The 18,772-nt window shown below is 62.2% G+C and carries 19 protein-coding genes; 17 read left to right on the top strand and 2 right to left on the bottom strand.

The features are described 5' to 3' along the window. The coding region (locus CHC01_RS18395) for a helix-turn-helix domain-containing protein (protein WP_089265632.1) at nucleotides 1–665 on the top strand (665 nt) is incomplete at its 5' end. A gap of 179 nt (nucleotides 666–844) precedes the next feature. Here CHC01_RS18395 and CHC01_RS18390 read toward each other — a convergent pair. Continuing rightward, a complete protein-coding gene (locus CHC01_RS18390; RefSeq protein WP_089265631.1) occupies nucleotides 845–1,621 on the bottom strand; it encodes a DNA-binding transcriptional regulator in 777 nt (258 codons plus the stop codon). Between the two features lie 356 nt (nucleotides 1,622–1,977). Here CHC01_RS18390 and CHC01_RS18385 point away from each other — a divergent pair, with 356 nt between their 5' ends. From CHC01_RS18385 to CHC01_RS18360, 6 genes are all read left to right on the top strand, one after another. Then, the gene (locus tag CHC01_RS18385) at nucleotides 1,978–2,940 is read left to right on the top strand and encodes a DUF6282 family protein (RefSeq protein WP_244558399.1); all 963 of its coding nucleotides are present in this window, start codon (nucleotides 1,978–1,980) and stop codon (nucleotides 2,938–2,940) included. Between the two features lie 58 nt (nucleotides 2,941–2,998). After that, a complete protein-coding gene (locus CHC01_RS18380) occupies nucleotides 2,999–4,339 on the top strand; it encodes an MFS transporter (RefSeq protein ID WP_089265630.1) in 1,341 nt (446 codons plus the stop codon). Next, a complete protein-coding gene (locus CHC01_RS18375; protein ID WP_244558398.1) occupies nucleotides 4,336–5,376 on the top strand; it encodes an NAD(P)H-quinone oxidoreductase in 1,041 nt (346 codons plus the stop codon). Before CHC01_RS18380 ends, CHC01_RS18375 begins: the two co-directional genes overlap by 4 nt. 18 nt (nucleotides 5,377–5,394) lie before the next feature. Continuing rightward, nucleotides 5,395–6,441, top strand: a complete 1,047-nt coding sequence (locus CHC01_RS18370) for an Ldh family oxidoreductase (protein ID WP_089265629.1) — start codon at nucleotides 5,395–5,397, stop codon at nucleotides 6,439–6,441. Between the two features lie 90 nt (nucleotides 6,442–6,531). Continuing rightward, nucleotides 6,532–7,434, top strand: coding sequence for a beta-keto acid cleavage family enzyme (locus CHC01_RS18365; protein ID WP_089265628.1), 903 nt, complete (start codon nucleotides 6,532–6,534; stop codon nucleotides 7,432–7,434). 14 nt (nucleotides 7,435–7,448) lie between these two features. Continuing rightward, entirely contained in the window at nucleotides 7,449–8,495 is a 1,047-nt protein-coding gene (locus CHC01_RS18360) for a tRNA-dihydrouridine synthase (RefSeq protein ID WP_089265627.1), read from the top strand. Here CHC01_RS18360 and CHC01_RS18355 read toward each other — a convergent pair. Continuing rightward, nucleotides 8,492–9,313: an IclR family transcriptional regulator gene (locus CHC01_RS18355; RefSeq protein WP_089265626.1), complete on the bottom strand. Its 822-nt coding sequence runs from the start codon at nucleotides 9,311–9,313 to the stop codon at nucleotides 8,492–8,494. The two genes, CHC01_RS18360 and CHC01_RS18355, sit on opposite strands and share 4 nt — an antisense overlap. 265 nt (nucleotides 9,314–9,578) lie before the next feature. Between CHC01_RS18355 and CHC01_RS18350 the strand changes: the two genes are divergently transcribed. The 10 genes from CHC01_RS18350 to CHC01_RS18305 all read left to right on the top strand — a co-directional run bounded on the left by CHC01_RS18350 (nucleotide 9,579) and on the right by CHC01_RS18305 (nucleotide 18,299). Continuing rightward, nucleotides 9,579–10,472: a DUF6282 family protein gene (locus CHC01_RS18350; protein ID WP_244558397.1), complete on the top strand. Its 894-nt coding sequence runs from the start codon at nucleotides 9,579–9,581 to the stop codon at nucleotides 10,470–10,472. A gap of 79 nt (nucleotides 10,473–10,551) precedes the next feature. Continuing rightward, nucleotides 10,552–11,445, top strand: a complete 894-nt coding sequence (locus tag CHC01_RS18345) for a cupin domain-containing protein (protein ID WP_089265624.1) — start codon at nucleotides 10,552–10,554, stop codon at nucleotides 11,443–11,445. A gap of 39 nt (nucleotides 11,446–11,484) precedes the next feature. Beyond that, entirely contained in the window at nucleotides 11,485–12,249 is a 765-nt protein-coding gene (locus CHC01_RS18340; RefSeq protein ID WP_089265623.1) for an HpcH/HpaI aldolase family protein, read from the top strand. Between the two features lie 66 nt (nucleotides 12,250–12,315). Continuing rightward, nucleotides 12,316–13,467: an ABC transporter substrate-binding protein gene (locus CHC01_RS18335; protein ID WP_089265622.1), complete on the top strand. Its 1,152-nt coding sequence runs from the start codon at nucleotides 12,316–12,318 to the stop codon at nucleotides 13,465–13,467. Nucleotides 13,468–13,472: 5 nt separating this feature from the next. Next, complete coding sequence (locus CHC01_RS18330) at nucleotides 13,473–14,192, top strand: ABC transporter ATP-binding protein (protein ID WP_244558396.1); 720 nt, start codon at nucleotides 13,473–13,475, stop codon at nucleotides 14,190–14,192. Beyond that, on the top strand, nucleotides 14,164–15,147 hold the full coding sequence (locus CHC01_RS18325; protein WP_089265620.1) for a branched-chain amino acid ABC transporter permease: 984 nt from the start codon (nucleotides 14,164–14,166) through the stop codon (nucleotides 15,145–15,147). Before CHC01_RS18330 ends, CHC01_RS18325 begins: the two co-directional genes overlap by 29 nt. A 2-nt stretch (nucleotides 15,148–15,149) precedes the next feature. Continuing rightward, nucleotides 15,150–15,923, top strand: coding sequence for an ABC transporter ATP-binding protein (locus CHC01_RS18320; protein ID WP_089265619.1), 774 nt, complete (start codon nucleotides 15,150–15,152; stop codon nucleotides 15,921–15,923). Beyond that, a complete protein-coding gene (locus CHC01_RS18315) occupies nucleotides 15,916–16,803 on the top strand; it encodes a branched-chain amino acid ABC transporter permease (protein ID WP_089265618.1) in 888 nt (295 codons plus the stop codon). The genes CHC01_RS18320 and CHC01_RS18315 overlap by 8 nt, the downstream gene beginning before the upstream one ends. A 30-nt stretch (nucleotides 16,804–16,833) precedes the next feature. Beyond that, nucleotides 16,834–17,532: an NAD(P)H-dependent oxidoreductase gene (locus CHC01_RS18310; RefSeq protein WP_089265617.1), complete on the top strand. Its 699-nt coding sequence runs from the start codon at nucleotides 16,834–16,836 to the stop codon at nucleotides 17,530–17,532. After that, a complete protein-coding gene (locus CHC01_RS18305) occupies nucleotides 17,529–18,299 on the top strand; it encodes an SDR family NAD(P)-dependent oxidoreductase (RefSeq protein ID WP_089265616.1) in 771 nt (256 codons plus the stop codon). The genes CHC01_RS18310 and CHC01_RS18305 overlap by 4 nt, the downstream gene beginning before the upstream one ends. Nucleotides 18,300–18,772: the final 473 nt, after the last annotated feature.

Raw genomic sequence — 18,772 nt, 5'->3', positions numbered from 1 at the left:
ATGACTATCGTGCCGATCTTCGCGGTGCGTTCGATTTTCTCTTGATGGAGGTCTCCCAGCCGTTCCTGATCGAACTGGCGCAGGAACACGGCTGGCGCGGCGGCGCCGTGGACCTTGCGTGTCACGCTGGCGATACCGACCTCATCCTTCTGAGGCTTGTCAGTGTGGTCGAGCCACTGCTGCAAAAGAGTAGCGAAGCGAGTCCGCTGTTTCTGGATCAGCTCGGAACGACGATCGGCATACATCTGATCGAGCGATACAACCGCGCGACCAACCTTGAATCCGCATCGCAAGGCGCCGCGCTGTCGCGGCCGCAACTGGCGCTCGCCGTCGAAATGCTGAGCAGCAATACTGCAGGCAATGTACGGGTTGCAGATGTCGCACAGGCCTGCGGGTTGTCGCGCGGTTATTTCATCCGCGGCTTCAAGAAGGCGACGGGCAAGGCGCCTCACCAGTGGATCCTGTCCCAGCGCGTCGAACAGGCCCGTGGCCTTCTCATGAAGACCGGTATGTCGTTGGCCGATATCGCACTGATTTGTGGCTTTGCCGATCAAAGCCACTTCACCCGCGTCTTTTCCGCTTCGACCGGGCTACCGCCGGGGGCCTGGCGCCGCGCAACTGGCAATGCAGGTTCTCCAGCGCGATTTTCTGAATGTGAGAAATAATTTGAGTGAGGTGGCGTGCCGCGCGTCCATGTTACGCGCTACCGACAATGTCAGCTCCTGGCGCAGAGCTGACGTCCAGATGCAAATTTGACCTATTTGATCTGACCCGTATTTGACGTGGCGTCGCCATCATCGGGTCCAGCGACCTTCGTGGAGATCGCGGTTGTTATTGATCGTATTCACTTGAGGACAGCAGCGCTTCGAGAGATGTTCTCTGCCAAGGTCTTAAGGCTCGGCAGGAAGGTTTTTAGCAACTCACGTCGATCAATTGCAGAGATGAAATAAGTCATTCCTACTGTCGCAAGCACCTTGTCGCCGCTCATGATCGGGATGGCGATCGTCCCGGAGGAGCGAGGGTCGACGGCGCGATCCCGCTCGGCATAGCCTTGCTTCCGGATTGATCTCAGCATCAACAATGTCTGAGCACGATCGCCGATGAGTTGATCTTCATCAATCGTCGATCGTGAAAGAAGGTCGAGCAACATCAGACGCTCCTCGATGGGGCAGAATGCAAGATAGGCACGACCCAGTGCGCGGCGCAGCAGGCTGAGATGCATGTTGATCGTTCCGTGGAACGGCGACACCGGACTGTCCGCAATGGTGCTGAAGCGCACGACCACGGACGTGTGGTCGAGAACGCCGATCGCCAACGGCCACTGATGCTGTGACGTAAAGGACAGCGCCCAGGGTCGCGCGGCTTCGACCACCAGTGGGTCGCCGTGAAAGCCGTTGCTTAGGGATTTGACGCGCGACGCCACCGTGTAGCCGCCTTGCCTGCGGTCATTGGCGGCATAGCCCATGGCGCACAGCGATTTCATCAGCCGAACGATGGTCGACTTTGGCAGGCCCGTCGCGAGATGAAGGATCTGGATCGACGCGACGCGATGCCGGTTCAATTCCTCCAGCAGGATGAGCGTGCGGGCTGCCGCTTCGACCTTCGGTGAACAGGGGGCCATACCAAGATTCCACTCTGCGGAACGCTGGCGAATAGATATGGCAAATGGCCCGGCTGGTTGCAATATCGGCCCAACAGAATGCGCCGGTGTCCTTCAGGCCACCGAAGCGCCGCCGTGTCGTGGGAGGAAGTGCCGTGTCTTGCGGAGAGGTCAGGGCGCCAATGGCGTCGTCGCGCCGCGCCAGTATCGCGTGGCTGTCAGTTCACCTGCGATGTCCGGAAAACGTCAGGCGTTGTCGCGATCTGTCGCGCACGCGATCCGGGCGTGTCGCGCGATGAGGCGCCGGCTGCAGCCCCCGCCATTCATCGGCAGATCGTCATTTTCTCAGAACCAGCATCCACTGAAGGGCAGCCATCATGGCCGAGAATTCCATTTCATATCCTGACACTGTCGCGCTCCCGCCCCTCTCGCGTCCGAAGGAGGTCGAAGAGCTGCTGGTCGATGCGATCGATCTGCACTGTCACAGCGGGCCTGCCGCGATGCCACGGATACTTGATCACTATGAGGAGATGCAGGACGCTGCTGCTGCGGGTTTTCGCGCGGTGCTGTACAAGGATCACTTCTATCCCGGGATGGCGCATGCCATCATTCTGGAGAAACTGTTTCCGCAGTCCGGCGTTCGCCTGTATTCGGGCGTGGCGCTGAACAATGCGTCGGGCGGCATCAACCCGCACGCGGTCGATCATGCGATCAAGCTCGGCGGCAAGATCGTCTGGATGCCGACGCTTTCGGCGGCGAACCATATCAACGTTCAGGCCAACGGTCAGGCCAAGACATTCCCGAAGACATCCCAGAAGATGCTGGATCCGGTCCCGCTCACGGCGCTGGACGCCAACGGCAAGCTCACGGATGACACGAAGAAGGTCATCGATCTGATCGCGGAGGCAAACATCATCCTGGCTGGCGGTCACCTCCACGTCTCGGAACAGCACGTCCTCTTCGAGGAGGCCAAACGCCGCGGCGTCAAGAAGATGATGGTCAATCATCCGACCTACGTAGTCGGCTTTGCCGATAACGATATCCGCCAGTTGGTCGCGCTCGGCGTGACGATGGAACATTCCATCTGCATGTTCATCGAAGGCAAGTCGAAGAAGTTCAGCGGAGACGATCTGGCCCACCTCATCGAGGTCGCCGGCGTGGAGAGCACCATTCTGTCGTCCGATCTGGGCCTGCTCGGTTCGCAGCGTCCGGTGGATGGTTTCCGTAGCATTACGCAGATGCTGCTCGATCTGCAGATGCCGCGCGCCACGATCAAGAAACTGATCAGCGAGAACGCGGCGGCATTTCTCGATCTGCCGGCGAAGCGCGCCGCTCAATAGAATCCTGACTGACAAGAACGACCGGGGAAGGTCGGCCAACAAGATCGACGAGGAAACCATGAACGTGGATCGCGAAAGCGAAGAAGCCCTGATGAATCGCATCATGTGGCGGGTCATGCCGCTTGTGATGGCGATGATGATGCTGGCCGTGATCGACCGGTCGAATGTCGGCTACGCCAAACTGCAGATGGCCAGCAGCCTGGGCATGTCCGAGACCATGTACGGACTGGCGTCCTCCCTGTTCTTTATCGGCTATTCGTTCTTTGAAATCCCGAGCGCCTTGGCCGCGCATAAGTTCGGCGCGCGGCTCTGGTTTGCGCGTATCCTGCTGACATGGGGCATGCTGACGGTGCTGCTGGGTTTCAGCATGACCGGCTCGATGTTTGCGGCGGTGCGCTTTCTGGTCGGCGTGGCCGAGGCGGGGGCGTATCCGGGCATCATCTTCTACCTCACGCTCTGGTTTCCCAAGCGCTACCGCGTGCAGGCTGTGGCGCTTCTCACCATCGGCAGTCCGCTCGGCAACATGTTCGGCTCGCTGTTTGGCGGCATCCTGCTGGATTTCGATGGCATGCTTGGCCTCGCCGGCTGGCAGTGGGTCTTCATCGCCACCGGTGCGCCTGCGGCCATCCTGTTCGTTCTGGTGATGCGCTATCTCCCCGACAATCCGCAGACGGCCGGTTTCCTGTCGTCCGAGGAGAAGGAGCGGCTGGCGGCCGCGCTCGGCCGCGATGAAATCGCCACCACCATGCATACCAGTCCGCTCCGCGTCCTGATCGACGCAAGGGTGTGGTGGTTTTCGTTCGTCTACACGCTGATCACGCTGTCACTCTACGGAATCATCTATTGGTTGCCAACGGTCGTCAAAGGATTCGGCACGACCGGCACGCAGAATGGTATCTTGAATGCACTGCCATGGGCTGTGGCTGCCGCGGTCCTGGTCTGGCTCCCGCGCCATCTGCGCGAGCACCGCACAGTGCTGATCGGTATGGCGGTGATCGCTTTGTGCGGGATGGGGGCGTTCTTCACCTCGACCCTGCTGACCGAGAACTGGATGCGTTATGTGGCGCTCGCGGTTGGCACCCCATGCGTCTCGCTGATGTTTCCATGCTTCTGGTATTTGCCGTCGCAGATCTTCAAGGGGGCGCATGCGGCGGCGGCGATTGCAGCCATCAGCACGATCGGCAGTCTCGGGGGCTTTGCCGCGCAGAATCTCATGCCCTGGGTCGCGGGCTTGTCGGGCAGTGCGCTGGCTGCGATGTCGGTACCCGCCCTCAGCCTGGGTCTGCTGGCCGCCAGCGCATTCGCGATGTTGCTGACATGGCGCGTCCTGCCGAAGACGGACGGCGAGAGTGAGGTCACTGTTGCGGCTGCTGCCGCTCGCCGGCAGGTCGTGTCATGACGGCGCTTCCGTCGGACATGCGGGCGGTCAGGATCGCCCGCTTCGGCGGTCCCGAGGTGCTGGCGCTTGGCGAAGAGGCTTTGCCGACTCTGGCGCGCGGCGAAGTGCTGGTGCGTGTGGTGGCGGCCGGCGTGAACCGGCCAGACATCCAGCAGCGCCGCGGACTCTATCCGCCGCCGCCCGGCGCAACGGAGATTCCAGGCCTCGATATTGCCGGTATTGTGGTCGCGACAGCGCCGGATGTGAACTGGCCACGGGTCGGCAGTGCGGTCTGCGCGCTGGTCACCGGCGGCGGCTATGCGGAGTATTGCAGCGTGCCTGCCGTGCAATGCATGTCGATCCCTCGGGGATACGACTTCGCACAGGCTGCGGTGCTCCCCGAGGTGCTGTTCACCTGTTGGAACAACGTCATTCTGCTCGGCAAGCTGGCGGAGGGTGAGAGCATCCTCGTACAGGGTGGCACCAGCGGTGTCGGCATGGCGACCATCCAGATCGCAAAGCTGCTGCGATCGGCGCGTGTCTTCGCCACGGCCGGGTCCGAAACCAAGCGTCAGATCTGTCGCGATCTCGGCGCGGAGATCGCGCTCGACTATCGCTGCGATTGGGTCAAGCCGCTGGTGGAAGCGACGCAGGGGCAGGGCATCAACGTCATCCTCGACTCGCAGGCTGGTCCTTACACCAATCTGGAGCTGGAACTGCTGGCCTTCGATGGTCGCCTTGTCCTGATCGCGAGCCACCTCGGTGAACGCGCCGACATCAATGTCCGGCAGATCGTGCGCCGCCGGCTGACGCTGACGGGGTCGACGATCCGGCCGCGTCCGCCGGAATACAAGGGCTGGATTGCCAAGGCCCTGATGCGCGAGGTCTGGCCATTGCTCGAGGATCGGCGGATGCGGCTCAGCATCTGTGCGGCATTTCCGCTGGAGGACATGGCCAAGGCGCATGCCCTGATGGATGCCAATGAGCAGATCGGCAAGGTCGTGCTGATCGTCGATCCGGCCCTTGCCTATGTGGTGCCGGACGGTCGACCGAACTAGAGCACGAAAGACGACGTGATGAGTGATGTCCTGTCAATGCCGGTCGCGGCGGCCGAGGAGTTTCTCGCCGATCTGTTCGAGCGCGCCGGTCTTCCGTCGCTGGCGTCCGGGCAGATGGCGTGCGCGCTGGTCGATGCCGATGTGGCCGGCCTGCCGTCGCACGGTCTGTCGCAGGCCGACATGTATATTTGCCGGCTTCGCCTCGGGAGTGTGTCGTCCGTTGTGAAGCCGATCGTGGTTGAGAGTCGCGCGGCAATGGCTGTGCTGGATGCGCAGGGCATGTTCGGCCATCTGGCGGGTGACGCGGCCATGCAGATGGCCATTGAGCGCAGTAAAGAGACGGGTGTCGGTGTCGTGGCGGTTCGCAACAGTTTTCACTTCGGCGCGGCGGCCCGGTATACACGCCAGGCAAGTGCCCGTGATTGCATCGGCATCGCCATGTGCAACACCAAGCCGATGATGCCGGCTCCTGGCGGTCTGGAGAAACTGGTCGGTAACAATCCTCTCTCGATCGCTCTTCCGGTGTCCGACGGGCCCGAGTTTGTCCTGGACATGGCGCTGAGTGAAGCTGCGCTCGGCAAGATCCGTGTCTATGAGCGGGAAGGGAAGCCGCTCCCGCCGACATGGGCCGTCGACCGCAACGGGGAGCCTACGACGGATGCCAAGGCCGCTATCGACGGCATGCTGTTGCCGTCGGGCGGCGCGAAGGGCTTCGGCCTGTCGCTGGCGATCAATCTGATGTGCAGTCTGCTGTCGCAGGGGCCCGGCGGCGACGAGGTTGCGCCGCTCTATGGCGACCTTTCGAAGCCGTTTCTGTGTTCGCTGCTGTTTCTGGCGATCGATATCGAACACTTCCGTTCGGTCGAAGACTTCCGCAATGAAGCGTCCGCCGAGCTCGCGAAAATTCGCGCGTCGCGCGCGCAGGCGCCGCCACGTACGCCGGGTGAACGCAGTTGGACGAAGCGCCAGAGCGATGGCGGCCGGATAGATATTCCACGCGCATTGTCCGCGACGTTGAACGCGCTGGCAGAGGAAATCGGATCGCCAGAGCGTCTGCCGTCTTAACGGTACGCGCTGCCAAAGAGCATCACCGTAAGAATTAAAATGAGACCGGCCGTCATGTCGACGGCCGCAGAATGAACAGGAGCACGGGCGATGCAGGCGCCGCGTCAAAAGGTTTTCATCACTTGCGCCGTCACCGGCAATCTGACCACGCCGGAGCAGACACCGCATCTGCCGATCACGCCGGCGGAGATCGCCGAGGCCTGTCTCGGGGCCGCCGAAGCCGGCGCCGCCATCGTGCATGTCCATGTGAGGGAGCCTTCCACCGGGAAGCCTTCGATGGAGCTCGAATATTACCGGGATGTTGTTAACCGGATACTCGCGAAAAACACCCAGCTGATCCTCAACATCACCACAGGCCCCGGCGGCCGTTTCGTTCCCTCCACGGACCAGCCACGCGTCGCAGCGGCGGGAACGACACTGATCGCACCTGAAAAACGTGTCGAGCACATCGCCGCGCTTCGCCCGGATATCTGTACCCTCGATCTCAACACCATGAATTCGGGCAGGGAAGTCGTCATCAATACGCCCGGCAATGTTAGGCGGATGGCGAAGGTGATCCGTGAGGCCGGGGTAAAGCCGGAAATCGAGCTGTTCGATTCCGGCGATATTGCGCTGATGAATGATCTGCTGAAGGACAACACACTCGACGGGCCCGTACTCTGTTCCTTCGTCATGGGGGTTCGTTATGGCTTCCAGCCAAGTCCCGAGACGGTCATCTACGCCCGCAACATGCTGCCGCCGGATGCTCAGTTCACCGCCATCGGCATCGGCAAGACGTCATTCCACAATGTCGCGCAATCCTATCTGTGCGGCGGACACGTTCGCGTTGGTCTGGAAGACGCCGTCTATCTGTCGCGCGGACAACTCGCGCCATCGAATGCTGCCATGGTGGAGAAGGCCCGTCGCATCGTCGAGGAACTCGGCGGAGCGATCGCATCGCCACGCGAGGCGCGGGAGATCATCGGCCTTCCCACTCGCCTAGCGGCAAGCTGACGGAGGTCTGCTGGATGACGCGTCTCAACGTTACCGTCGGCCGAACGGCCCTCAAGAATCCGCTGATCGCCGGATCCGCGGAGCACCATATCGACCCCGAAGGCGTACGTCGTGCGCTGCGCGCCGGCGTTGGCGCGGTGGTGGTCAAGTCCATCAACGAATCCGAGCGCGGCCGTGACCAGCTGCAGCGCGCCGAATACATGCTGCTCGACAGCGAGTGGCGCGAAATGGCGTGGACGCCGAACGCGCCTGACACGGCATTCATCGCCTGTCGCTCTGGCCTGACGCCGCAGAGCTTCGATGCGTGGCTCGATCAGACGGTCCAGCTCGATCGCGAGGCCAGCCAGGTCGAATCCTATGCGGTCGCGAGCCTGATCGTTGCGGACCTCGCGCGAACGGTCGAGATGGCCAGGCAGGTCGAGCAGGCGGGCCTGCGCGTCCTCGAGCTGAATATCGGCACGCCCTATGCCAGCCAGGCAAAAGGTGTGGTGTCCACCGAACTCGATCCCGAGCGGGTGTCCATGATCGTGTCTGCGGTACGGCAGGCGATCGGCATCCCGCTATGGGTCAAGATCACCGGACAGAGCGAGCGCGTGCCGGACCTGGCGGATGCCGCATGTCGCGCGGGCGGCGAAACCGTGGTGATGGCCGGGCGGCTGCTCGGCTTCGTGCCTGACGTCGAGACGATGCAGCCGTTTCTGGGAACGACGCTGGGCGTCGGAGGATACTGGAATCTGCCGCTGACGTGTCACTGGCTGGCTGTGTCGCGGCAACAGCTTGGCGCCGACAAGCCGCTGATTGCGACCAATGGCGCACGCAACGGTCTCGATGTCGCGCGCATGATGCTCGCTGGCGCCAGCGCGGTGGAGATGGCATCGGCCGTGATGCTGCGCGGCGCGGCCGTGCTGTCATCCGCGCTGGATGAACTCGACGCTTACCTGCGCGGCAAGCGGATGACCGCTGCCGAACTGGTTGGCAGGGCTGCAGACCAGCGCAAGACATTTGCCGACATGCCGCTGCGCACCGACAACTGGAGAAAATACATTGCCGATCAGCTTTAACGCGGGCGCGCCGTCCGCGCGCTGCGCTTGACGGGTGGTGGCTGATGAGCGCCGCGGCCGTGCCCGAGCTTGTGCGAGATCTGGCGTGCCGCCTCGATGAGCTGGGCGACGTCGGACGGCCGTGTCTTCTCCGGCAGGACCTGGATCGATGCCACGATGGCGACCGAGGCGATGCAGGCATCCTGCGCGTCGAAGATCGGCGCGGCCACCGCATTCATCCCGATCAAGCTCTGCTCTGGGGCCGTGGCAAAACCAAGACGCACGATCTCCAGATATTCCTGTTCGAGCTTGCGGACGGAAACAATGGTCTTGTCGGTGAAACGCTGCAAGGGCTGCGCGAGGACGCGCGCCCTCATGGGGCTGGGGGCGAAAGCCAGCAGGACCTTTCCCTGCGCCGACGCATGGAAGGTCAATTCGCTCCCCGGGCGAACGCCGAGTTCAATCGCCGCCGTGCCCGACAGCTTGTGCAGGATCAATGCGCCGCGCGGCGTCATCTCGGAAAGAACGACGAAATGGCCAAGGGCATCGCGCAACTGCCGCATCGGTCCTTCCGCGAGCTGAATGAGATCCGCATCAGGCGCGTGCCGGGCGAGCAACCGGCCCTTCGGACCGATGCTGTAGCGCGAGGTGCTGGAGTTCTGCGTGAGATACCCGCGGTCGACCAGCGTCTGCAGATGCCGATGCACCGATCCCTTCGTCATGCCCAGACGGTCGGCGATCTGCGTCACGCCCAGTTCATCGTCCGAAAATGCAACGGCTTCCAGTACGTCGATGGCCAGTTGCACGGAGTGGACGCCGGTTGATGCTGAATCGCTCATCGTTTCTCAATTTCATGTTCCTGAGTGCTGAACAACGTAGCGGAGTGGATTGCAAGTGCAATGTGATTGATGCGTGGAGGTTCGCGATCGCAGTCCCGGAAACTATTGACACGCCCTCGCGTCGACCAGTATCCTTAAATGAAACGACGTTCTGCTGTCGCGAACGTTAACGAAATCGACGGTCCTCGAGGCCGTCGGGATAAAATGCGGTGAGGGAATGACAGAGTTCGCTGATCCCAAGGTCGAGGCGCGCATCGACGCGTTGTTGAAAGGCGCGATTGATCCGCATGTGCATAGCGGGCCGTCCATCGCGCCGCGCGGCATCGACCACGTCACATTACTTCAGCAGGCCTCGCAGGCGGGGTTCGCCGCGGTTGTCACCAAAGATCACGACTACAGCGGTGTCATGACAGCCGAGCAGATCCGGCAGCACTTTCCCGAGTTGAAGACAAAGATCTATTCCAGCATCGTGCTCAATAATGTGGTGGGCGGTCTCAACCCCTACGCGGTTGAGCACACCGCTGCGCTGGGTGGCAGGATCGTCTGGCTTCCCACGCTGGCCGCTGCAAACCATCTGCGATGGCAGGCGTCTGCTCAATGGGTGCACCCGGCTTCCACCGAGCGGATGCGACCGGTTACCGCCATTCCCGTGCTGAACGACGACAAGTCGGTACGCGACGACATGAAGGAAATTCTCGATATCGTCGCGCGCAACGACATGGTGCTGGCCAGCGGTCACCTGCATGTCAGCGAGACCTGGCTGATCTTCGAAGAGGCGCAGCGCCGCGGTGTCAAGCGTCTGGTGTTCACTCATCCGGAGGACATCGTCGACGCGTCGTTGAACGACGTTAAAGGCATCGCGGCGATGGGTGCCTTCGTCGAGCACTCGCTCTGCATGTTCCTCGACGGCTGCAAGTTCAAGAGCCGTGAGGCCGAGGATCTGCGCGACCAGATCGAGGCCGCGGGCGTGGGGCAGACGATGCTGTGCTCTGACCTTGGCCAGACCGGAACCTTCAGCCCGCTCGACGGATTCCGCCGCGGCATCAGGCTCTGCATGGATCTGGGCTACGACGACGATCAGATCCGCAAGATGGTCTCCAGCAACACCGCGCGCGCGCTTGGCATCGAAGCGGATGTAGCTGCGGCGCGGGCCAGTTAGCCTTCCGGACAAGATACAGGCTCAGGCGGGCGTATCGTGAAACGCCGGCTCCCAGAATTGACACCAAGGGAGATTCCACATGTACGACACCACCGATCCGAGAGCCAAGCTTGCGCCCGCAGGCGCCGCGCCGGCAGGTCCTTTCGGTCAGGCCGAATATCTCCGCTTCTACGACGAGCCGCCGCAGGAGGATGGGCCGTCAGGCAGGAGCTGGTATGGGCGCGGGCAGAACTTCCTACTCGTGCATACGGAGGGAAAAGCCGGCGGTGTGCTGGCGCGTGAGGAGCAGCCGGACGAATACGCCGTGCTGTTGTCCGACCCCAAGGTGGTCGTGGAGATCACCACGGCGGAGGGAACGAAGCGCGTCAACGGCCGGTCGCTGGCCTTCGTGCCGCCAGGACGGTCAAGCATCAAGATCATTGAAGCCGGCAAGATCGTTCGCATCTTCACCACGCGGTCGGAGGATCTTGCGGCGAAATGCGCCAATGCAGCATCATATGCCACGGCCAAGCCTTACGTCGCACCGCTGGAGCCGTGGCCCGCGCCGAAAGATGGCTTTCGTCTGCGTGTCTACAGCCTCGACGTGCCGCCGGAGCCGGGCCGCTTCGGTCGTATCTGGCGCTGCACCACCATCATGGTGAACTATCTCGACGGCTATAACGGCCCCCGCGATCCCAGCAAACTGTCGCCGCATCATCACGATGATTTCGAGCAGTGCTCGCTCGCGGTTGAAGGGGAGTTCATTCACCATTTGCGCTGGCCCTGGACGATCAACAAGAAGAACTGGCGCAAGGACGATCACGAACTGTGCAAGACCCCGTCAATCGCAGTCATTCCGCCCCCCTCGATCCACACAACCGAGGCCTGTGGAAGTGACTTCAACCAGCTCGTCGACATCTTCTGTCCGCCGCGGCTCGACTTCTCGCAGAAGCCCGGCTGGATTCTGAACGCCGATGAATATCCGATGCCGTAACCGGCAGTCCACCCAGCAACGGCAACAGGATTATTAAAGATGACAACTGCTTCCACATTCCGGCAGCGTATGCTTGGCGGCCAGAAACTTGTCGGAACGTTTCTGAAGACACCGACCGGTCACGGCACCGAAATCCTCGGCGATATCGGCTATGATTTCGTCGTGATCGATCAGGAGCACGGTCCATTCGATCGCACCAGCAGCGACATCGCGCTGATGGCTGCGCGGGCAACCGACACGCCGGCGCTGGTTCGGGTGCCGGGACCGGAGGCCATTCTCTCGGTGCTGGATTGCGGCGCCACCGGCGTCCTGGTGCCCCATGTGAAGAGCGCGGCCTATGCGCGCGAGGTGGCAGCAATGTTGCGCTATCGCGGTGGCAGCCGCGGCTTTGCGACCAGCACGCGTGCGGGTCGCTATTCCGGCATACCGATGTGGCGACACATTGCGGATTCGGATGCCCGGATGGTGTTCGTAGCCCAGATCGAGGATCCGGTGGCGCTGGACGAGATTGACGCCATCGCCGCCGTCGACGGCGTCGACTCGCTGTTTATCGGGCGGGGCGACCTGACCGCGGCCTTTGGCGATGAATCGAAGGATCCGCCCGATGTGTTGCGCGCAGTCGAACGCATCTCGGAGGCAGCACGCAAGGCCAACAAGCCGATCAGCGTCTATGTCGGCAATGCGAGCGAGGCCGCCTGGCTGAATTCGCTCGGCGCCAACGTCTTCGTGCTCTCGTCGGATCAGGGCTTTCTGCGCCAGGCGGCGACTGCCGCCCTGCGCGATGTCCGGGACAAGGTTGGATGAGCACGCGTTAGATCGATCAATCTGCAATCAGCGCTCAAGCTGAAAAAACAGACAGGGGAGGGAGACATGAGACCACACAAGGCGTCAATTTGCGCCACGCTGTTCGCGCTCGCGCTGGCACTGCCGGCGTCAGCGCAGCAGACGATCAAGATCGGATCGTCGCTGGGTTTGACGGGATACGGGTCGGCGACCGACGGTCACTGGCGTGACGGGATGCAGATCGCCATTGAGGCGGTCAATGCGCAAGGCGGCGTCCTGGGCAAGAAGCTCGAACTGGTGATCGAAGACAACAAGTCGACGCCGCAGCAGGCAGTGGTCGTCTATCGGAAAATGATGACAGACGACAAGGTCGCCGCCTTCGACAGCGGCTGCATCTCGGCCGGCAACTTTGCCGCCGCGAGCTTCGTCTCCAGAGCCAAGTTGCCGATGTTTCTCTGTTCCATTCTGCCGCGCCAGCCGGACGAGCAGAAGTGGGCCTTCCAGTTCCTGCCGCCACCCAAATTCGAGGTGGCTGCGCGCTATCAGTATCTCAAGGACAAGACCGATATCCGTAAGGTCGGAATCCTCTCCGATCCGAGCCCGTACAGCCTGTTGATGCGCGGCCTGGCGGAAAAGGGCGCCGAGGAATTCGGACTGACCGTCGTGGCCAATGAGTCCTACCAGCAGGACGACGCCGACTTCAGCGTTCAGATCGGGCGCATCAATGCGGCTGGCGCCGGGGCGATCATCATGCTGGGGCAAGGCAATGCGGTGGTAACCGTCGTCAACAACATCCGCAGCCTCGGCCTGACCAGGATGCTGATGCTGGGCAGTATCAACGAGCTCGATATTCTGCTCTCGGCGGGCAAGGTGCTTGGCGACCAGTATCTGGTCCCGTCGCCGCTTATTCAGGTGGCAGCCGACGACATCAAGGTCATCACGGATCCCGCCGCCCGCGCGGCCGCGGAGCCGTTCGTCAAGGCGATGAAGGCGAAGTTCGGCAAGTCCGACAACGCGCAGGCCTCGCGCGCCTGGGACTCGATCATGATGATGGCTGCCGCCATGAAGAAGGCGAATTCGACCGATGGGGCGGCCGTACGCGATGCGTTCGAGAAACTCGGCCATTACGACGGTGCGGGCGCGTCCTACGACTTCAGCGCGGAGAACCATATCGGGATTATCAAGAATCCCTACGTGATCGCCTCCGTGAAGGACGGCGTTCTGGTTCTCAAGAAGTGACGGCGATGGCGGACATTGTCCCCCTGATCGCTGTCCGCGATCTGACGGCCCGCTACGGTCATATCGAAGCGCTGCGGTCGACCGCGCTCCATGTGGCGCCCGGTGAGTTCGTGACCATTCTGGGACCGAACGGAGCCGGCAAGACCACCTTGCTTCGCGCCATCACGCGGCTGATCGCCAGCACCGGGCAGATTGTGTTCAACGGCCGGGATGTCACTCATCTACGCACCCATGAGCTGGCCGGGCTCGGTATCATCATGGTGCAGGAAGGGCGGGGCCTGTTCGGTGACATGAGCGTGCGGGAGAATCTGCAACTCGGCGCCTACAAACTGTCCGGACCGCAGGCCCACAGCGAGCGGCAGCTGGAGAAGGTGTTCTCCCTGTTTCCACGGCTGCGCGAGCGTATCGACCAGACCGCATCGTCCATGTCCGGCGGCGAGCAGCAGATGCTGGCTGTCGGCCGGGCACTGATGGCCGATCCAAAACTGCTCATTCTCGACGAGCCGTCGCTCGGCCTTGCGCCGCGCGTCGCTTCCGAAATCCTGTCGACGCTCGGCGCCCTCAACAAGGAGGGTCTGGGTATCTTGCTGGTCGAGCAGAAAGCGCCGCTGGCGCTCAAGCTCGCCCAGCGCGTTTACATTCTTGCCTCTGGAAGCGTTCGGGCCGAGTTGCCGACGCACGAGATTGAATCGCACCATGACCTTGCTCGCTATTACTTCACCTAAGCCGGTTGCGCGTCTCGACCGGTTCTCAATCGGCCTGCTTGGGGCAGGCGCGCTGCTGTTTGTCGCCGTGCTGATCTATGGCGGCTATCTGCTGACGGTGATGCAGCTCGCGATGATCTATGGCATCTTCTGCCTCGGATTGAATTTCTTCATGGGCTATACGGGGCAGGCCTCGTTCGGCCAGAACGCCTTCGCCTGCATCGGCGGCTATGGCAGCGCCATTCTCTGTGTGCAGTACAACTGGGAGCCTGCGCTTGCCCTGATCGCCTCGATGGGCGTGGCGGGAATAGCCGCGCTGGTGATTGGCTATCCGACGCTGCGTCTGCGCGGCCACTATCTCGCGATGGCGACCTTCGCGCTGGGCCTCATTACCTATGACATCTCGGTCCAGTGGACCAGCCTGACCCAGGGCTATATGGGCTATGCCGGCATTCCACCGCTCGGCATCGGAACGCTGACCGTCGAAGACGAACGGGTGAAGCTGCTCTGTCTCGGCGGGCTGCTGCTGGTCGGTTTCTGGATCTCGCAGCGTCTGCGCGATTCCCGTTTTGGCCGCGGACTGCGCGCCATTTCCGGAAGCGAGAACGGCGCCGCTGCGCTCGGCATTCGGATTTCGCGCTTCAAGCTTATCGCCTTCGTCATCGCCGGATTGTATGCGTCGGCCGCCGGATCGCTGTTCGCGCATACGGTCGGCTTCATCAGCCCCGAAGTGTTCGGTCCGCAGATGGTCATCGTAACCTTTACGATGCTCTATGTCGGAGGTGTCGGTACGCTGATCGGTCCGGTGATCGGCGCAATCGTCGCATCGCTGTTACCGGAAATCTTCCGCAGCACCGGCCGCTTCCAGGACATCGCCTACGCGCTGGTCTTGCTGTTGATGCTGATCTATGCGCCCAAGGGCCTGTCGGCACTCGGTGGACTGTTTCGCCCGCGCAAAGACAAAGGGGAGGCGTGACCATGGCTCTCCTCAAGGTCAAAGGTCTGACCAAGCGTTTCAGCGGGTTGCTTGCCAATAACGAGATCGATCTCGACGTGCCGCAAGGCAGCCTGTTCGCGGTCATCGGTCCGAATGGCGCGGGCAAGACGACATTCTTCAGCATGATCTCCGGCTTCCTCAATTCGACCTCGGGAAGCATCGCCTTCGATGGCCGCGACACCACGCGCATGCGCCAGGATCAGATCGCCGCCATGGGGGTGATCCGGACGTTTCAGCTCGTGCAGCTGTTCAAGGGGATGTCCGTCGCCGAGAATGTCGAGGTCGGCTGCCACCTCGCCACCCGAGGCGGCGTCGCCGCGGCGCTGCTGCGGCCCTCCTGGTTTCGCCGGCAGGAAGCCGAGGTTCATGAACGGGCGCGCGAACTGCTCGATTTCGTCGGGCTCGGCGCGCAGGCCGATCTCGATGCCGAACTGCTGCCGTATGGTCAGCAACGGCTGCTCGAAGTCGCGCGCGCCTTGGCATCCAGGCCGCGACTTCTGCTGCTCGACGAGCCGGCCGCCGGTCTCAATACGCAGGAGACCGATGGGCTCGCGCATATCATCCAGAAGATCAACCGCCAGGGCACCACGGTGCTGTTGATCGAGCACGATGTCGGTCTGGTCACGCGGATCGCACATCGGATCGCCGTGCTCGATTTCGGCCGGAAGATTGCCGAAGGCACGCCGGACGAAATCAAGGTTCATCCCGAAGTCATTGCCGCCTATCTCGGCGTAGAGGAGGCAGCACATGCCTAGCGCAGTCGAACTCGTCCAGAGCCTCGTCACCGGCGTCGGTATCGGACTGATCTACGGACTGGTCGCGATCGGATTTTGCGTCATCTACAATGCCAGCGGCATCGTCAATTTCGCGCAGGGCGTGTTCGTCATGCTCGGTGGCATGTTCGCACATACGATGCTGACGCAATTCGGCCTGCCGATGTATGTCTCGGCGGTGCTATCGACGATCCTGGTCGCGGGCATCGGCGTTCTCGTCCAGATCGCTATCATCAATCCGATGTGGCGTCGCAAGGCGCCATTGTTCGCGATCATTCTTGCGACGCTGGCGATCCAGCTTCTGATCGAACAGGTCGTCATTCTCACTCTGGGCGATCAGCCGCGGACCTATCCGGAATTCACATCCGGCGGGCCGTTGAAGATCGGGCCGATCGCGATCGGCTATCAGTTGTTCTGGGTGCTCGGCTGCGGCGCCCTGATGGTGTTCGCTCTGACGCAATTCTTCAACCGCACGCGGATGGGACGCGCCTTGCGGGCCTGTTCGCAGAACCGCGAGGCCGCCGCATTGCTCGGCATTCCCGTCGAGCGCATGCTGATCGTGTCCTTCGCACTCAGTGCAGCGCTGGGCGCCGCCGCCGGCATTCTCATCACGCCAACGCAATATACGGCCTACAGCGTCGGAGGGCCGTTCGGCATCAACGGCTTCATCGCGGCGATCATCGGGGGCTTCGGCAGTGCGCCGGCGGCGCTGATCGGCGGCATCTTCCTTGGCGTCATCCAGTCCGGTGCCATCGTGTTCTTCGGTGCGGGCTTCAAGAACATCGTGGCGCTGACGGTGCTGCTCATCGTGCTGCTGTTTTTCCCCAGCGGGTTGTTCGCCGGCCGGGCCAAGAGCGCCTGATCCGATGATGTCGCTTGTGAGAGTATCGCGATGAACGTCCTGATGATCTATGCGCATCCCGAGCCGACCTCCTTCACGGGTGCCCTGAAGGATGCCGGTGTCGCGACATTGCGGCAGGCCGGCCACGCGGTGGTGGTGTCCGATCTGTATGCCGAACGGTTCGATCCGGTCGCCGGCCGACACGACTTCAATGCCATGGCGGACGCGGAACGTTTTCACTATCAGACCGAACAGGCCCATGCGCACGGCACCGGCGGTTTCGCGGCCGACCTCGTGCGTGAGCAGCAGCGTCTTCGCGACGCCGATCTTGTCGTCTGGCTCTACCCGATCTGGTGGGGCGGCATGCCGGCCATTCTGAAGGGCTGGTTCGACCGCGTCCTTGCCTTTGGCTTCGCCTATGCCGATGGCCGCCGCTTCGACAGCGGCTTCTTTCCCGACAAGCGCGGTCTGCTGTGCCTCAGCACCGGCGGCACCCGGCAACGGTTCTCGGCTGGCGACGCTTATGGCGATATCCAGACTGTGCTGTGGCCGGCACAGCGCCTGATGATCGAGTATCTTGGCATGACAGCTCTTGAACCGTTCGTCGCTTACGCAGCGCCGCGTGTGGATGCCGAAGGCCGCGAAGTGTATCTGCGGCAATGGAGCCTGCGATTGCAAAAGGCAGTCGAAGACATAGCGCCGCACGCCGGCATCGCAGCAGTCACTCCCACGGAAACAGGCAGGTCATGAGCACCAGCGATCAAGGGCGGCCCGACCGGGATTCGTTGAGCAACAAGGTCGTGCTGGTCACGGGCGGGTCGCGCGGGATGGGAGCTGCGATCGCACGGCGTTTTGCCGGCGCGGGCTGTCGTGTGGCGATCGGCTACCGCAATGAGTCCGCGGCGGCGCATGCGGTACTCGGTGATATCGCCGAGTTGGGCGCGCAGGGCATCGGTGTCGCCGGTGACATTTCCAATCCAGACGACGCGCGGACGATGGTTGCGCAGGTCATTGCGCAGTTCGAGCATCTCGACATTCTGGTGAACTGCGCCGGCATTGCCGAATACCGGCCGTTCGAGGCGATCGACTCCGAAATGTTTCGCGCCACCTTCGATACCAATGTCCTGGGCACGATCGCGGTCATTCAGGCGGCGCTCCCGCATCTGACCGCACCGGGGGGGCGTATCATCAATTTCTCCTCCGCGCTTGCGACCCGGCCGATCCCGACCACCTCGATCTATGCGGCCTCCAAGGCGGCGGTTGCTGCTCTGTCGCATGCCCTCGCCAAGGAGTTCGGGCCGCGCGGAATCACGGTCAACACGATCGCACCAGGCGTCATCGAGACCGACATGACGACGCAGATCCTCGCCGAGCGCGGCGCGGGGATCGAAGCGATGACACCGCTCGGGCGCATCGGGCAGACCGACGACATCGCCGGTGTGGCGCTGTTTCTGGCGTCGCCGGACGCGAAATGGCTTACCGGGCGGACGATCATCGCCGATGGCGGCGTGAGCTGACAGTTCCGCTGTGGAATCGAATGACGTCAGCTCGACAATAATTCGGTGGCATTCATACGCCGACCATGTCGGACCCGCTGCCCTGCACACCCGATGATATCACTATGCATGCGCGACCCACGGCATGCGCTCCATTTTGCGGAGCGATTCATTCAAGCGATCGCCGGCAATGCAGCAGCGAGGCGATACGAGCTCCATTGGTAGGCTCGCGATCATCGCTCTCGGCGTGCTACGCGCGTGCGTTTCGATAGTTGTTCGCGATGACGAAACGGCACCCTTCATTTGTGCGTAAATGCAACGCGAATGACACACTCCGTTCATCATTGGCCCGAAATTCGCCGCCGTCGTTGACAGGCCGATCCCTCCATCAATATCTTATATCAAAACAGCGTTACGCCCTCGCGTACAACGAAGGCGAGCCGGCGATGGGCGGCCAAGTAAGATTTCACTGAGGAAACGAAGGCAATTCGGAG

The organism is Tardiphaga sp. OK246 (genome assembly GCF_900188215.1).
GTDB classification, from domain to species: Bacteria; Pseudomonadota; Alphaproteobacteria; order Rhizobiales; family Xanthobacteraceae; genus Tardiphaga; species Tardiphaga robiniae.
Note: the sequence above shows the minus strand (reverse complement) of the source record. Positions and strands in the feature narration are given on the sequence as shown.

Bases quoted from the DNA above. Each gene is read 5' to 3' on its own strand.
- CHC01_RS18390 (WP_089265631.1), bottom strand. From the start codon at position 1,621: ATGGCCCCCTGTTCACCGAAGGTCGAAGCGGCAGCCCGCACGCTCATC.
- CHC01_RS18385 (WP_244558399.1), top strand. From the start codon at position 1,978: ATGGCCGAGAATTCCATTTCATATCCTGACACTGTCGCGCTCCCGCCC.
- CHC01_RS18380 (WP_089265630.1), top strand. From the start codon at position 2,999: ATGAACGTGGATCGCGAAAGCGAAGAAGCCCTGATGAATCGCATCATG.
- CHC01_RS18375 (WP_244558398.1), top strand. From the start codon at position 4,336: ATGACGGCGCTTCCGTCGGACATGCGGGCGGTCAGGATCGCCCGCTTC.
- CHC01_RS18370 (WP_089265629.1), top strand. From the start codon at position 5,395: ATGAGTGATGTCCTGTCAATGCCGGTCGCGGCGGCCGAGGAGTTTCTC.
- CHC01_RS18365 (WP_089265628.1), top strand. From the start codon at position 6,532: ATGCAGGCGCCGCGTCAAAAGGTTTTCATCACTTGCGCCGTCACCGGC.
- CHC01_RS18360 (WP_089265627.1), top strand. From the start codon at position 7,449: ATGACGCGTCTCAACGTTACCGTCGGCCGAACGGCCCTCAAGAATCCG.
- CHC01_RS18355 (WP_089265626.1), bottom strand. From the start codon at position 9,313: ATGAGCGATTCAGCATCAACCGGCGTCCACTCCGTGCAACTGGCCATC.
- CHC01_RS18345 (WP_089265624.1), top strand. From the start codon at position 10,552: ATGTACGACACCACCGATCCGAGAGCCAAGCTTGCGCCCGCAGGCGCC.
- CHC01_RS18340 (WP_089265623.1), top strand. From the start codon at position 11,485: ATGACAACTGCTTCCACATTCCGGCAGCGTATGCTTGGCGGCCAGAAA.
- CHC01_RS18335 (WP_089265622.1), top strand. From the start codon at position 12,316: ATGAGACCACACAAGGCGTCAATTTGCGCCACGCTGTTCGCGCTCGCG.
- CHC01_RS18330 (WP_244558396.1), top strand. From the start codon at position 13,473: ATGGCGGACATTGTCCCCCTGATCGCTGTCCGCGATCTGACGGCCCGC.
- CHC01_RS18325 (WP_089265620.1), top strand. From the start codon at position 14,164: ATGACCTTGCTCGCTATTACTTCACCTAAGCCGGTTGCGCGTCTCGAC.
- CHC01_RS18320 (WP_089265619.1), top strand. From the start codon at position 15,150: ATGGCTCTCCTCAAGGTCAAAGGTCTGACCAAGCGTTTCAGCGGGTTG.
- CHC01_RS18315 (WP_089265618.1), top strand. From the start codon at position 15,916: ATGCCTAGCGCAGTCGAACTCGTCCAGAGCCTCGTCACCGGCGTCGGT.
- CHC01_RS18310 (WP_089265617.1), top strand. From the start codon at position 16,834: ATGAACGTCCTGATGATCTATGCGCATCCCGAGCCGACCTCCTTCACG.
- CHC01_RS18305 (WP_089265616.1), top strand. From the start codon at position 17,529: ATGAGCACCAGCGATCAAGGGCGGCCCGACCGGGATTCGTTGAGCAAC.